Raw genomic sequence first — 13,530 nt, 5'->3', positions numbered from 1 at the left:
AGAAGCACGGTGTCCCGGAACGACGACGCAACTTTTTGGCAGAACGCCAGACAGCATCTCATCCGCTACGGCGGCACATTCGAGCCGATGATCATCGAGCGCGCGCAGGGCAGCTTCGTCTACGATGCCGACGGCCGCGCGATTCTCGATTTCACCTCGGGACAGATGAGCGCCGTGCTGGGTCACAGTCACCCCGACATCGTGTCGGTGATCGGCGAATATGCGGGCAAGCTGGATCATCTCTTCAGCGGGATGCTGTCGCGCCCCGTAGTCGATCTCGCGACGCGTCTCGCCGACATCACGCCTGCCGGGCTCGATCGCGCGCTGCTGCTCAGCACCGGCGCGGAGTCGAACGAGGCGGCGGTCCGCATGGCGAAGCTCGTGACGGGTCGATACGAAATCGTCGGCTTCGCGCAGTCGTGGCACGGCATGACGGGCCACGCCGCGTCGGCCACGTACAGCGCCGGGCGCAAGGGCGTCGGTCCGGCGGCGGTCGGATCGTTTGCGATTCCCGCGCCGTTTCCGTATCGCGCTCGCTTTGAGCGCAATGGTCACTACGACTGGCTCGCGGAACTCGACTACGCGTTCGATCTCGTCGATCGTCAGTCGAGCGGCAATCTCGCGGCGTTCATCGCGGAGCCGATTCTGAGCTCGGGCGGCATCATCGAATTGCCGGAAGGCTACATGGCGGCGTTGAAGCGCAAGTGCGAAGAGCGCGGCATGCTGCTGATTCTCGATGAAGCGCAAACCGGCATCGGCCGCACGGGGACGATGTTCGCGTGCCAGCGCGACGGCGTCACGCCCGACATCCTCACGCTATCGAAGACGCTCGGCGCGGGCTTGCCGCTCGCGGCCACCGTGACGTCGGCGGCGATCGAAGAAAGAGCGCACGAACTCGGCTATCTGTTCTATACGACGCACGTGTCCGATCCGTTGCCGGCTGCCGTCGGCCTGCGCGTGCTGGACGTGGTCGAGCGCGATGGACTCGTCGCGCGCGCGAACGTGATGAGCGCGCGGCTCAGACGCGGTCTGCTCGATCTGATGGAGCGCTTCGACTGCATCGGCGATGTGCGCGGGCGCGGTTTGTTGCTCGGCGTGGAGATCGTGAAGGATCGACGCACGAAGGAACCCGCCGATGGGCTCGGCGCGACGATCACGCGCGAGTGCATGAAGCTCGGGTTGAGTATGAATATCGTGCAGTTGCCGGGGATGGGTGGCGTGTTTCGTATCGCGCCGCCGCTTACTGTTAGTGAGGAGGAGATTGATCTCGGGGTCGATTTGCTCGGCAAGGCTATCGAGCGTTCGCTTTAGCTTTGGTTTTCGCTCTGGCTTTCGCCGGATCCCGCTTTCATGTTGGTTTATCAGCACTGCCGCTGTGCGGGGCGGCAGAAAGCAGCTTGCCAGGCCCGCGGTCACACGCAGTTTGGCCATGCTTGCCATGCGATCGCGGGCTGCTTAAGTGTCGCCCTCAAAGGCCTAACCGGGCTTGGGTCGCGCACGGTCTGACAAGCTAGTTGTTTAAGCGTGCTGGTTCAGCACCAAATAGCTTCGGCCCAGCGCTACGCGCTGCCGCCGGGTATGCAAGGGAAACCAACGAAGAACGAATGCAGTGAGATGGAGGCGTTAGGCAAGAAAGCACGCGCAGACCCTATTGACCGGTCGGCAGCGAAGGGCCGGAGCTATTCAGTGCTGAGCCGGTAGGGCAAGTGGCGCGATATGTCGGATCCCCATCGCACGCTCCTTCGGCACAGTGAACAGTGCGCCGACGAAAACACGCCCGCGCATTTATCCTCACTTGCGACCTGCCGTTCAACTCGGCCGGGGCGGTTGCTCCGTCGGGTCGTCGCGAGGACGGGCTCTTTCGTGACGCTTTGTCGAACTCTTTGACAATACCGGTACGAAATGCGCGTGCCAAGCCCCTTGCGCACGTTGACAGAGCGCCGCCCTCGCCGTCAGACTCCCGTCGTCCGTTCTTTCGCCGCTCAAAAACGATGCCGTCTTCCCAATTGTCCGTCTATTTCTTCGCTCAAGCCGCGGTGATCGTGCTCGCGAGCCAGCTCGTCGGCAGACTCGCTCAACGCGTCGGTCAGCCGCAGGTCGTCGGCGAGATGATCGCGGGCGTGCTGCTCGGCCCGTCGCTCTTCGGCATGCTGCTGCCACAGTGGCAACAGGCGCTCTTTCCCAAGCCGACGATGGGCATGCTCTACGTCGCCGCGCAGCTAGGCGTCGGGCTCTACATGTTTCTCGTCGGCACGGAGTTTCGCGCGGACCACTTCCGCGCACGCGCGAAGAGTGCGATGAGCGTGTCGCTCGCGGGCATCGCGGCGCCGTTCGCGCTCGCGTTCGCCCTGACGCCGTGGCTGCACACGATCCCCGGTCTCTTCGCGGAGAAGGTGCGGCTCTACGAGGCGTCGCTGTTTCTCGGCGCGGCGATTGCGATCACCGCGTTTCCGATGCTCGCGCGCATCATCCACGAACGCGGGCTGACCGGCACGTCGCTCGGCACGCTCGCACTGACCGCGGGCGCATTCGACGACGCCGCCGCGTGGTGCATCCTCGCGATCGTGCTCGCGAGCTTCGGCGGCTCGTGGATGGGCGCGTACGCGGCAATCGGCGGCGGCGCGGCCTTCGCGCTCTTCATGATCTTCGCCGGCGGGAAATTGCTGCGCCGGCTCGCGGCCGGATTGAATCCGCATGCGCCGTTGCCGACGAGCGTGCTCGCGATCGTGCTGACCCTGTTCTCGCTCTGCGCATTCGCGATGGACGCTATCGGTATTCATGCCGTATTCGGCGGCTTTCTGCTCGGCGTCGCGCTGCCGCGCGGCCCGTTGACGGCAAAGCTGCGCGACATGCTTCAGCCCTTCGTCGTGGTGTTTCTGTTGCCGATGTTCTTTACCTACTCGGGCCTCAACACGCGGCTCGACATGCTGATGGATCCGGCCATCATGCTTGCGGCTGTCGCGATTCTGTTCGCTTCGTTCGGGGGCAAGGGCATTGCGTGCTGGGCCGCCGCGCGCGCGAATGGAGAGCCTTCCGGCGACGCAATGGCGATCGGCGCGCTGATGAACGCACGCGGTCTGATGGAACTCATCATCATCAACATCGGACTCGCGGCGGGCGTGATCTTGCCCGGCTTGTTTTCGATCCTCGTGCTGATGGCCGTGCTCAGCACACTGATGGCCACGCCGCTCTTCAATTGGATCGTGCGCCGCGATGCGGCACTGCGCTCGGCCATCGCAAGATAACGGGAAGGCAAAAGAAAGGCGTCGCGCCGCCCTGCCGCGACACGACGCCCGCGTCAGACGGCCGTCACCGTCGCATGAGGCCCATCACCAGCGTCACGAGGAAGATGAAGAGGAAGATGAAGAAAAGGATCTTGGCGATGCTCGCCGCGCCTGCCGCGATGCCGCCAAACCCGAGGGCAGCGGCGATGATCGCGATGATGAAAAAGACCAACGCGTAATACAACATGATGTTATGTCCCTCCGGTTCGATCCGCCGCGCACCCCATGGCGCGGACAGTGAACCACGTTAAGCAAGCAGTATTCCTTACCGGATGGAGCATAGTTTTTTCCCGTGATATCCTTGGCTCCGTCCTGCATACGCCATCAAACCTGCATCAAGCCGCGAGCGCGAATATGCGCTTTTTACACGGTCGTCAAGAAGACTCGTCACCTGCCGTTAATTAAAAGAAGGGACGTGAAAGCTGAAACGACGTGCGCGCGCTGTTCCGCGTTATCGAATGGTCATGCGATATGGGCACCATTCCAGCGGAGCACTTCCCGATAAAGGGCCATGCTCGCATGGTTGACGATCAGCGGTTCAGGTCGATCGCCTCGCCATCTTGAAGCATCGAGACATACGCGGCGGGCATCCCACCACCGAGGCACGAAGAGACACGTCCGGAAGCCATTTCTTCCGACGATAGATTGAAGGGCGCCGCCTCAGGGCCCATTGGGAAAGAATTGATGAAGACGGCAAGGAAATCGCTGCGGTCACGCGTTGGCCGATATATCGCGTACGGTGTGATCGCGGCTACGCTCGCGGCGGGCGGGAGCTTCCTGCATTGGCGCAATGAGTGGCGCGCCGCGCAATCGCAGGCCGCGGCGCTGACGGGCGTCGCCAGTCAGATGCGCCATGATTCGTCGTCGTGGACGCATCGGGAAAAGGACGCATCGGAAATGCTGACCGACATCCGCGACAAGAAGGTCGCGACGATCGGCGTCAGTCCGGACGCAATTCTCGTCTCTACGCTCAAGGGCGAGAAATACTACGTGGCCGATCATAACGGCGCGTTCTCCAATGCACTACTGCTCGGCGATATGAAGCCCGGCGCAAGCTCCCCCTATCAACTCGTGTGGCTGCCCGATGCCGACGTGCGAACGGGCGTGGCGCGCTGGAGCGAAATGTTCGATCGTTCGCGCGACATCCTGAGCCTGCTGCTGCCGCTCCTGATGCTCGGCGGCGTGCTCTGGTTCATGCGCCGCGAGATGCGCGGCGGCGCGCAGTTGCTCGGCGAATCGCCAACGCTGCGTTTCGACGATGTGATCGGCGCGGGCGAAGCGAAAGCGGCCCTCAACGACGTGCGCGCGTGGCTCACCGAGCCCGCACAATTCACCGGCATGGGCGTACGGGCGCCGTGCGGTATTCTGATGACGGGCGGCCCGGGCGTCGGCAAGACGCGGCTCGCGCAAGCGCTCGCGGGCGAATGCGGCGCGAACTTCATCGCAATTACGGGCAGTTACTTCAGCGCGAAGTATTACGGCGTCGGCATTCAGAAAGTGAAGCATCTGTTCGAGCTCGCGCGCAAGAACGCGCCGACCGTGATCTTCATCGATGAAGCCGATGGCCTCGGCAAGCGCACCGATACCGGCGGCGGCCCCGTCGAAGCGGAGAGCAATCGCATCATCAATCAACTGCTCGCGGAGATGGACGGCTTCGAATCGAACGAAGGCGTGATCATCGTCGCGGCAACGAATCATCCGGACAATCTCGACGAAGCGCTGCGTCGCCCCGGCCGTTTCGATCGCACGGTGCAGGTGCGTCTGCCGAGCCTCGACGATCGCGCGGAGATCCTGCGTTTCTATGCGGCCAATCTGACGAAGAAGAACGACGACATCGATTTCGATCAACTTGCGCGTCTGACTACAGGACTCTCGCCGGCCACGCTGTCGATGATCGTCAATCAGGCGGGCCTCGTCGCGCGCAAGGCGGGCGAACGTGAAGTGACCGCGAAGCATTTCCTCGAAGCGATCAAGATCGCGCGCATCGGCGATGTCAACGGCGCGGAGCGCGCATTGTCCGACGACGAACGCACGCGCATCGCGGTGCATGAAGCGGGTCACGGACTCGTCGCGGCGCTGCTCGGCACGGGCGTGCTCGAAGAAGTCACGATCCTGCCGCGCGGCGGCGCGTTGGGCGTCGCGCTCATCACGAAGATGCAGGACAAGCATCTGTATCGCGAGACAGAATTGCGTAACGAGATTCAGGTGCTGCTCGGCGGCCGCAATGCGGAACTGCTGATGTTTGAAGAAGCATCGAGCGGTGCGGCGTCGGATCTTCAGGAAGCATCGCGCATCAGCCTCGACATGGTGTCGAAATTCGGCTTCAACGAAGACGGCAATCTCTTCAGTCTCGCAGCGCTGCCGCAACAGTATGCGGGCTTGCAACTGAAGAATTCGATCGAGCACGCGAACGCGTTGCTGCACGATCTGAGCGATGAATGCTTCGCGCTGCTGCAGGCGAACGAGCCGGTGTTGCGCGCGATCGCCGATCAGTTGCTCGAATTGGAGACCGTGCCGGGCGAGACGGTTTATCGGCTGATTCGAGAGCACGCCGCGGCTATCGAGAATGTGCAAGCGGCGGTCAAGGAAGTGCTGGCGGCCTGAGCATTCATCGCTCGCGTTATGCGTCTACGCGTCGCCATTCTTTCTGCGAGACCGGTATTCCGTCGGCGACATCAGGAATTGCTTTCGGAATACCTTTGAGAACCTTTCTCCATTGGTCAATCCGGTTCTGCGCGCGATCTTGTCGATAGGCAAGTCGCTCTTGGCGAGCAGCTCGCAACTCAGATCGAGCCGCGCGCGCAGAAGATATTGCGAAGGCGTCAGGCCCATTTCACGCTTGAAAAGCCGCAGGAAATTGCGCTCGCTCATCGCCACGGTTCGCGCCGCATCGCCCACGGAAATGGGGCGTCCGCAATTGCGCTCCAGCCAGCGCGCCGATTCGTGCGCCTTCTCCGCGAGCGTGGTCGTCCCGATCGTGCTGAGCATGATCGGCAAATGCTGGTCGCTGGAAGAGGCAAGGCGGTCGGCTACCGCCGTCGCGATGTCGTAGCCGAGATCGCGCTTCACGAGCGCCAGCGAGTTGATCAATGCATCGCCGCGTTCTGTCGATGCCGTGCTGTTCGACGCCCCGACATTCCATACGCCCCGCCCGACCGATGCCCAGTTGCGGCGCGATATCCCCGCGGCCGTCAGCAGCACCTCGCCATTGCCGAGCGAACCGACGACACAGCTTTGCGAACAGGCGATCCGCAATGACTCGATAAGTCCTTCATCGACGGCCGCGCGCGTGACGCCGGCGCCGCCCGCGATATACAAGGCATCGAAGCCCTGAAAGCGCTGGCCGCCCAACCGCTCGGTCCACACACAAACCGACGACGAACAGGCGACCGCGCCGCCACGCGCCGAGACGAGACGCACGCTATACGTCACGCCGTTGCTCAAACTCGACGACTGGAGTTCGTTGGCGATATGAAGCGCCTCGGCGAGCGTTCCCGCGCCGAGAAGCGAGAATCCGTCGTACAAGAGAATCCCTATGAGCTTGATCGCTCTCTCTTCAGACGAGTGATAGACACTGCTGATCTCTGCATCGCCGAAGGCAGTACCGTGAGACATGGCGTTATCTCCCTATGTTTCGGTCGCAGATACATGCGGTACGTTGCGCACGACTTGGGGAGCGTAGTGTTCCATTCGGTACATCCTTTCCGCAGTGGCGGCCAACAGCATGGTTTTGGCCGAGAATGGCGCATCTCACGGCCTGGTTCGCATGATTGCGGATGCCGCAGGAAAGTATTCGGACTACCAACCTATCAGAACTAGAAGACTTCGAAAGGCGCTTGCAATAACGCAATCGTTGTCGTCGGAACGAGGTCGATCTCTGCCTTTCATCTCCCCGCTCCAACCCGGCCAACACCTTGCCGAATTCGGTCACACGGACGGCCGTTAGATGCCTCGTGACTACGCTCTGTCGTAAGCCGGGCGCACCTTTTCGGACTTGCTTTCGATTGAACGATACTCTGCCGGAGTCGCTCACATGAGCTTCAGCAAGCACTACTCGGACTACTACGATCTCTTCTATCACGAGAAAAATTACAAAGCGGAAGCGGCCTTCGTCACCGATCTTCTCGGCCGGTATGGAATCGTCGGGGGCAATCTTATGGATCTCGGCTGTGGAACGGGCCGTCATGCGGCCGAATTCGCATCGACGGGATTCAGCGTCGCCGGCGTCGACATGAGCACGGACATGCTCGCCCGCGCCGATGCCCGACGCGTTACGCTGCCGGGCACGATTGCGAAGCGGCTGAAGTTCCAGCAAGGCGACGCGCGCACCGTGCGCACGGAAGAACTGTACGACGCCGTCGTATCGTTGTTCCATGTCGCGAGCTATCAGACGACCAACGCGGACTTCATGGCGATGTGCCACACGGCGGCCACGCACCTTCCGCGCTCCGGACTCTTCCTGTTCGATTGCTGGTATGGTCCCGCCGTCCTCGCGGATCCGCCTAAAGTAAGAATCAAGCGTGCATCCAGCGACGAGACCGGCGTCATACGCATCGCCGAACCGCTGATGCGTCCGCATGACAATACGGTCGCGGTGAATTACACGATCCTCATGACGGACTGGAAAACGCAATGCGTCGAGACGGTTCTCGAAACGCACGTCATGCGCTACATGTTCAAGCCCGAAGTCGAACTGATGCTCGATCTCAGCGGATTCGAAGTGCTGGATAGCGTGAGATGGATGGGCGGCGAACTCAGCGCAGCGGATCTGTCCGCGACATTCGTCGCGCGAAAGAGATGATCGAAACTATCAATACGCGTTGACGCCGCGCAGTCCCTTGAACACCGTCGCGGCGATGATGCGCATATCCAGCGCGAAAGACCAATTCCCCAGATAGTACAAATCGTGCGCCACGCGCGCTTCCATCTTCTCGATCCGGTCCGTTTCGCCGCGAAAGCCGTTGACCTGCGCCCAGCCGGTGATGCCCGGCTTTATACGGTATCGATGGATATAACCCTGCACGACTTTATGATAGAGATCGTCATGTTCGAGCGCGTGCGGACGCGGTCCCACGACGGACATGTCGCCGCGCAAGACATTGAAGAACTGCGGCAGCTCGTCGAGACTCGTGCGGCGCAGGAACGCGCCTACGCGCGTCACGCGCGGATCGTTGCGCGTGGCTTGCCGAAGCACGCCGGCTTCCTGCACATGCAGGCGCATCGAACGAAACTTGTAGATGGTGAACTCGTGCCCGTCCGCGCCCTTGCGACGCTGCCTGAAGAGGACAGGGCCGGGCGAAGTGAGCTTCACCGCAATCGCGATTGCTATCAGCAGCGGCGCAATCGCGATGATAGCGGCGAGCGCGAACAAGCGGTCGAACACGTCCTTTTGCAACAACGCTCTCTGCGAAAGCGGAGACGCGACGAGATTGATAGCGGCTACGCCCAATAAATCTGTCACGCCGCTCTCGAAAAGCGCGAGGCTGCGCACATCGGGAATGAATCGCACATTGACGAGATCCTCGCGAAATTCGTTCACGAAGCGAAGGATGGTTCGATCCTGCGAAAGCGGCAACGCGAGCCACACCTCATGTACTTGCTGCTCGCGGGCATGACGCACGAACGCGTCGAAATCATCGAATACGGGCACGCTCGAAGTTATCGGCAATTCGGGCGATGCGTTGAATATCGCGATCGTGCGAAAGCCCGAATGACTCGCGCGTTCGATTCTTTTCATGATCGATTCGCAGTGACGGCCGCAGCCGACGACCGCCACCTGATGATAGTTCATGCCTGCATGACGCATCCGCGCGAGCACCGCATGCGTGGCGAGACGCCCCACGATCATCAGCGCGCCCGACATCGCGATCCAGTAAGCGAACCAGAGACGCGATACATCGTCGAGCCGATGCAGCGAGAACATGAGCACGAGCACGCAGTCCTGCACGACCAGCCACGCGAGCGACACGCGGCTCGTCAGTACGACCTTGCTGCGTCCGCGCCACGACTCGTACATGCCGAAGCCTGGAAACAACAGCAATGAGAACGCCGCTGCGAAGGCGACGAACGGCATGTAATAGCCTGGCTCCGCAATGTTATCGAACCTGATTCGGGACGCGACGGTGGCGCCGCCCAGCACCATCGCGACATCGAAGAGCCGCGCCAGCAATCCCTGAATATCGCGCATGTCATGCCTCGGTGTCGAATGTACTCGCGGTGCGCTCAAATGCGGCCATAGCAATCGTCGAGGCGCACGATGTCGTCCTCGCCGAGATAGGAACCCGACTGAACTTCGATGATTTCGAGCTGCACCTTACCAGGGTTCTCCAATCGATGCCGCACGCCGATGGGAATGTATGTCGATTCGTTTTCCGAAAGCAGAAACAGATCGTCGCCACGCGTCACGAGCGCCGTGCCGCGCACGACGACCCAATGTTCCGCGCGATGATGATGCATCTGAAGCGACAGCCGCGCACCGGGCGTCACCACGATGCGCTTTACCTGGAAGCGCTCGCCGTGCTCGATCGAATCATAAAAGCCCCACGGCCGCCTCACTTTGCGATGCGTTTCCGCTTCGGGCGCGTGCTGCTCGCGAATGCGCGCGACGAGCTGCTTGATGTTCTGCGCATGCGAACGATCGGCGACGAGCACGGCATCGTCCGTATCGATGACGACGACGTCGGTCGTCCCGACACAAGCAACGAGGCGGCCGCCTTCGGATCGCGCATAACTCGATGTCGCGCCTTCAAACACCACGCGTCCGCTCGCGACATTGCCGAAGCCGTCCTTTTCCATTGCCTCCCATACTGCATCCCATGAACCGAGATCCGACCAGCCCGCCGACAGCGGCACCACCACACCCTTGCAAGGAGAATCGGCGCCGCCGATATGCTCCATCACCGCGTAATCGATAGAGTCGGACGGGACACGGCCGAACTGATGCGGGCACGGACGAATGAAGTGACCATCTGCCTTGCCGTCCTTGAGCGCAGCCGTGCACGTCGCGTGCATCTCGCCGTTCAGGTGCAGAAGTGCATCGAGCCACACGCTGGCACGCACGACGAAGATGCCGCTGTTCCACCAGTAACTTTGCGCAGCGACGTATTGCGCGGCAAGCTCGGCCGCCGGCTTTTCGACGAAACGGTCGATAAGATGCGCACCGTGATCGAGCGCCGCGCCAATGCGGATATAACCGAAGCCTGTATCCGGACGTGTAGGCGGCACCCCGAGCGTCACGATCATCCCGCGCTCGGCGTAATCGGCCGCTATCGAAATCGCACCGTGCAACGCGGGCAAGTCGGAGATGGAATGATCCGACGGCATCGCCACGAGAATCGCGTCCTCGTCGCGAGCGATGGCCGCAAGCGCTGCGAGCGTGAGCGCCGGCGCCGTATCGCGGCGCGCCGGCTCGACGATGATCCTCGCATCGACGCCGCATACCCGCACCTGCTCTTCCGTCGTGAAGCGATGTTCTTCGCCGCACACGATGATGGGTTGCGTATCGACGGCGAAGTCGCCTGCAAAACCTTCCATTCGTGTGACGGTAGCTTGCAGCAAGGAGTCTCGCCCGACCACGCCGATGAGTTGCTTCGGAAACTGCTCGCGCGACATCGGCCACAAACGCGTGCCCGATCCGCCCGCGAGAATGACCGGAACGATGCGACGGCATGATTGCATCTTTCGCGCTGACGCATCTGCAATCGACATCGAATGTGCGGAACTCGTTGCATTTTCCATGACGGCACTCCGTGGATCTACTCGATGCATCATCGATGCGAGGGATGACGGTCATATGAAGCAGAAGATATTCGCGGCCGTAGCGGCAGGCAGCTATCGCTCATGAGATCTTCTAGAGGAACGTGGACATCATGTTCCGAACCGCGGACACTACCCGATCCTGCTGCGTCTCGGTCAACGCAAGCCCGCTCGGCAGATAGAATCCGCGCCGGCTCATGCGCTCGGCCACCGGATAGCTTTCTCCTTCGAACAAGCCTTCTTTGCGGAACACGGGCTGCTCGTGCATCGGCCAGAAGAATGGCCGCGCGCTCACGCCGGCATCGGCCAATATGGCGCGTGCTTCGTCGGCGCCGATCGGCAAGCGGTCGTCCAGCATCACACCGAACACCCAATAGATGTTATCGGCGTAAGAGCACGCGACCGGTGCGAGTTGGAGTCCCCGCACGTCGTGCAGAAGCGCATCGTAACGCCTGCCTAGTTCACGCTTTCGCGCGATATGTGCTTCGAGCCTTTCGAACTGCGCGAGTCCGACTGCCGCCTGAAGGCTGCTCATGCGGTAGTTCCATCCGAGCTCTTCATGAACGAAGCGCCGCTCGGGTTTGAAGCAAAGATTTCGCAGGCTTCTCGCGCGTGCGGCCAGCGCATCGTCGTCGCAAAGGATCATGCCGCCTTCGCCCGTCGTGATGTGCTTGTTCGCATAGAAACTGAAGCACGAGATATCGCCGAAACTGCCGCAGTGCTTGCCGTCATAGGTTTGCCCGATAGCCTGCGCAGCGTCTTCTATCACGGCAATGCCGTGCTTCCTCGCGAGATCCAGCAAAGGCTTCATGTCGACCGGCAAACCGAACGTATGTACGGCCATGATCGCGCGGGTCCGGCTCGTGATGGCCTCTTCGATCTTCGCCACATCCAAGTTCCACGTATCCGCTGTCGAATCGACGAGTCGCAGACGCGCGCCGGTTCGAACGATCGCCGATGCGCAGGAGATGATCGTATGCGTGGGAATGATCACTTCATCATCTGGACCGAGCTTCAGCGCTGCAGCGGTGATGTCCAGCGCCGCACTTCCGTTCGCCACGGCGATCGCATGCTTGCGGCCTACATGAGCGGCCATCGCTCGCTCGAAGCGCTCGACGAATGCGCCGTCCGATGAGATCCAGCCGCTTTCGATGCATTCCTTGAGGTATGTCTTCTCGTTTCCGTCGAGCAAAGGTTCATTGACCGGAATCATCAGGTTCCTCTCCTGGTTTCATGAGCGATGCTTGTCGAACGGCTCCTATGCGTTCACCCAGAATAGGAGCGGCTGAGAGATCGTCAGGAGGGGTGGCCGAATATGCCATGACGTTGGCCGAAGCGGGTCTCGCGATAAGACGCCGTCCCTGGCACGCTGATGTCGCCCATGTCATCGACGATGCGAAAACTCATCGCGACAATATCTTGGCACCGTCCGCCATAAGCTGAACATTGCCTGAATGCCTCGCTAATCTGGCAATCTCAAGTCGGGCCACACGTTCCGATCAACGCACATCAATGGACGATTGAGCACCAACATGAATAAAGGTTCTCGGATTTTTGTCGCCGGACATAAGGGCATGGTCGGCTTGGCCCTTCTTCGGCATCTTGCCGCTCGCGGATATCATCACTTGATCACCCGATCCAGAGACGAACTCAACTTGCTCGATCAGCGCGCGGTGGCCGAATTCTTTGCTCAGGAAAGTATCGACGTCGTGCTCCTCGCTGCAGCGAAGGTAGGCGGCATACACGCCAATTCGACTCAGCCGGCGTCGTTTCTCTACGAGAATCTCGTCATCGAAGCCAATGTCATTCATGCGGCGTTCACGAGCGGCACGCCCGAACTGGTCTTCTTCGGTTCGTCTTGCATCTACCCGAAGTATTCCCCTCAACCGATCAAGGAAGATTACCTGCTTACGAGCGGCTTCGAGCAGACTAACGAAGCCTATGCAATCGCAAAGATAGCCGGGCTCAAGCTATGTGAGGCATATAACCGGCAGCATGCAATGCGGTATATATCCGTGATGCCCACGAACCTCTATGGACCAAACGACAACTACGACCTTCAGAATGGACACGTGCTGGCCGCGCTCATTCGTAAGGCACATGAGGCGAAACTGAACGGACTTCGATCTATTTCCGTGTGGGGTTCCGGATCGCCGAGGCGCGAATTCCTGCATGTCGACGATCTTGCGTCGGCCGTGCTTGCGTTGCTCGACAGCGGTATAGCCGAAGGCGTATTTAATATCGGATGCGGACGCGATATCACGATTGCGGACCTCGCCCGTCTCGTCTGCGATGTCATCGGCTTTCCGGGCGCGCTGGAATTCGACCGGTCGAAACCGGATGGAACGCCGAGAAAATTGCTCGATGTGTCGAAGCTGGCCGACCTTGGATGGTCTCCTGCGATTGGGCTCAGAGAAGGAATCGCGGCTACCTATGCGGATTTCACGAAGAACGTGCAACGGATGGGATACGTCGACGCGTGATCTTTTTT

Annotated in this window: 10 protein-coding genes; 5 read left to right on the top strand and 5 right to left on the bottom strand. The window is 60.8% G+C overall.

Going from position 1 to position 13,530, the window contains the following annotated elements; genetic code table 11:
• Positions 1-9: 9 nt before the first annotated feature.
• Both NCS28_RS30950 and NCS28_RS30945 read left to right on the top strand, forming a co-directional pair.
• Positions 10-1,311 (top strand): aspartate aminotransferase family protein, encoded by a 1,302-nt coding sequence (locus NCS28_RS30950; protein WP_250517601.1) that lies wholly within the window; start codon positions 10-12, stop codon positions 1,309-1,311.
• 680 nt (positions 1,312-1,991) lie between these two features.
• Entirely contained in the window at positions 1,992-3,245 is a 1,254-nt protein-coding gene (locus tag NCS28_RS30945) for a cation:proton antiporter (RefSeq protein ID WP_250517600.1), read from the top strand.
• 64 nt (positions 3,246-3,309) lie between these two features.
• Here the strand turns inward: NCS28_RS30945 and NCS28_RS30940 are convergent, their stop codons facing one another.
• A complete protein-coding gene (locus tag NCS28_RS30940) occupies positions 3,310-3,471 on the bottom strand; it encodes a DUF1328 family protein (protein WP_250517599.1) in 162 nt (53 codons plus the stop codon).
• 497 nt (positions 3,472-3,968) lie between these two features.
• On the opposite strand from NCS28_RS30940, the gene NCS28_RS30935 reads away from it, so the two are divergent.
• Complete coding sequence (locus NCS28_RS30935) at positions 3,969-5,888, top strand: AAA family ATPase (RefSeq protein WP_250517598.1); 1,920 nt, start codon at positions 3,969-3,971, stop codon at positions 5,886-5,888.
• Between the two features lie 24 nt (positions 5,889-5,912).
• On the opposite strand, the gene NCS28_RS30930 is transcribed toward NCS28_RS30935, so the two are convergent.
• Positions 5,913-6,899 carry a GlxA family transcriptional regulator gene (locus tag NCS28_RS30930; RefSeq protein WP_250517597.1) on the bottom strand — a complete coding sequence of 329 codons (987 nt, stop codon included), beginning with the start codon at positions 6,897-6,899 and terminating at the stop codon, positions 5,913-5,915.
• Positions 6,900-7,317: 418 nt separating this feature from the next.
• Between NCS28_RS30930 and NCS28_RS30925 the strand changes: the two genes are divergently transcribed.
• Positions 7,318-8,085 carry a class I SAM-dependent DNA methyltransferase gene (locus tag NCS28_RS30925; protein ID WP_250517596.1) on the top strand — a complete coding sequence of 256 codons (768 nt, stop codon included), beginning with the start codon at positions 7,318-7,320 and terminating at the stop codon, positions 8,083-8,085.
• A 9-nt stretch (positions 8,086-8,094) separates the two neighbouring features.
• Here the strand turns inward: NCS28_RS30925 and NCS28_RS30920 are convergent, their stop codons facing one another.
• The 3 genes from NCS28_RS30920 to NCS28_RS30910 form a co-directional block, all read right to left on the bottom strand.
• Positions 8,095-9,471, bottom strand: coding sequence for an undecaprenyl-phosphate glucose phosphotransferase (locus NCS28_RS30920; RefSeq protein ID WP_250517595.1), 1,377 nt, complete (start codon positions 9,469-9,471; stop codon positions 8,095-8,097).
• Between the two features lie 35 nt (positions 9,472-9,506).
• Positions 9,507-10,991 carry a mannose-1-phosphate guanylyltransferase/mannose-6-phosphate isomerase gene (locus NCS28_RS30915; protein WP_502801260.1) on the bottom strand — a complete coding sequence of 495 codons (1,485 nt, stop codon included), beginning with the start codon at positions 10,989-10,991 and terminating at the stop codon, positions 9,507-9,509.
• 142 nt (positions 10,992-11,133) lie between these two features.
• A complete protein-coding gene (locus tag NCS28_RS30910; RefSeq protein ID WP_250517593.1) occupies positions 11,134-12,252 on the bottom strand; it encodes a DegT/DnrJ/EryC1/StrS family aminotransferase in 1,119 nt (372 codons plus the stop codon).
• A 319-nt stretch (positions 12,253-12,571) separates the two neighbouring features.
• On the opposite strand from NCS28_RS30910, the gene NCS28_RS30905 reads away from it, so the two are divergent.
• Positions 12,572-13,522: a GDP-L-fucose synthase family protein gene (locus tag NCS28_RS30905; RefSeq protein WP_250517592.1), complete on the top strand. Its 951-nt coding sequence runs from the start codon at positions 12,572-12,574 to the stop codon at positions 13,520-13,522.
• The last annotated feature ends 8 nt before the right edge of the window (positions 13,523-13,530 follow it).

The organism is Caballeronia sp. INDeC2, assembly GCF_023631325.1.
Classification (GTDB): domain Bacteria; phylum Pseudomonadota; class Gammaproteobacteria; order Burkholderiales; family Burkholderiaceae; genus Caballeronia.
This window is presented reverse-complemented; position numbering and strand designations above follow the sequence as displayed.

What these genes read in the sequence shown, in the direction of transcription:
- NCS28_RS30940 (WP_250517599.1), bottom strand. Translation starts at nt 3,471, where the DNA reads ATGTTGTATTACGCGTTGGTCTTTTTCATCATCGCGATCATCGCCGCT.
- NCS28_RS30910 (WP_250517593.1), bottom strand. Translation starts at nt 12,252, where the DNA reads ATGATTCCGGTCAATGAACCTTTGCTCGACGGAAACGAGAAGACATAC.
- NCS28_RS30930 (WP_250517597.1), bottom strand. Translation starts at nt 6,899, where the DNA reads ATGTCTCACGGTACTGCCTTCGGCGATGCAGAGATCAGCAGTGTCTAT.
- NCS28_RS30945 (WP_250517600.1), top strand. Translation starts at nt 1,992, where the DNA reads ATGCCGTCTTCCCAATTGTCCGTCTATTTCTTCGCTCAAGCCGCGGTG.
- NCS28_RS30915 (WP_502801260.1), bottom strand. Translation starts at nt 10,991, where the DNA reads ATGTCGATTGCAGATGCGTCAGCGCGAAAGATGCAATCATGCCGTCGC.
- NCS28_RS30925 (WP_250517596.1), top strand. Translation starts at nt 7,318, where the DNA reads ATGAGCTTCAGCAAGCACTACTCGGACTACTACGATCTCTTCTATCAC.
- NCS28_RS30905 (WP_250517592.1), top strand. Translation starts at nt 12,572, where the DNA reads ATGAATAAAGGTTCTCGGATTTTTGTCGCCGGACATAAGGGCATGGTC.
- NCS28_RS30935 (WP_250517598.1), top strand. Translation starts at nt 3,969, where the DNA reads ATGAAGACGGCAAGGAAATCGCTGCGGTCACGCGTTGGCCGATATATC.
- NCS28_RS30920 (WP_250517595.1), bottom strand. Translation starts at nt 9,471, where the DNA reads ATGCGCGATATTCAGGGATTGCTGGCGCGGCTCTTCGATGTCGCGATG.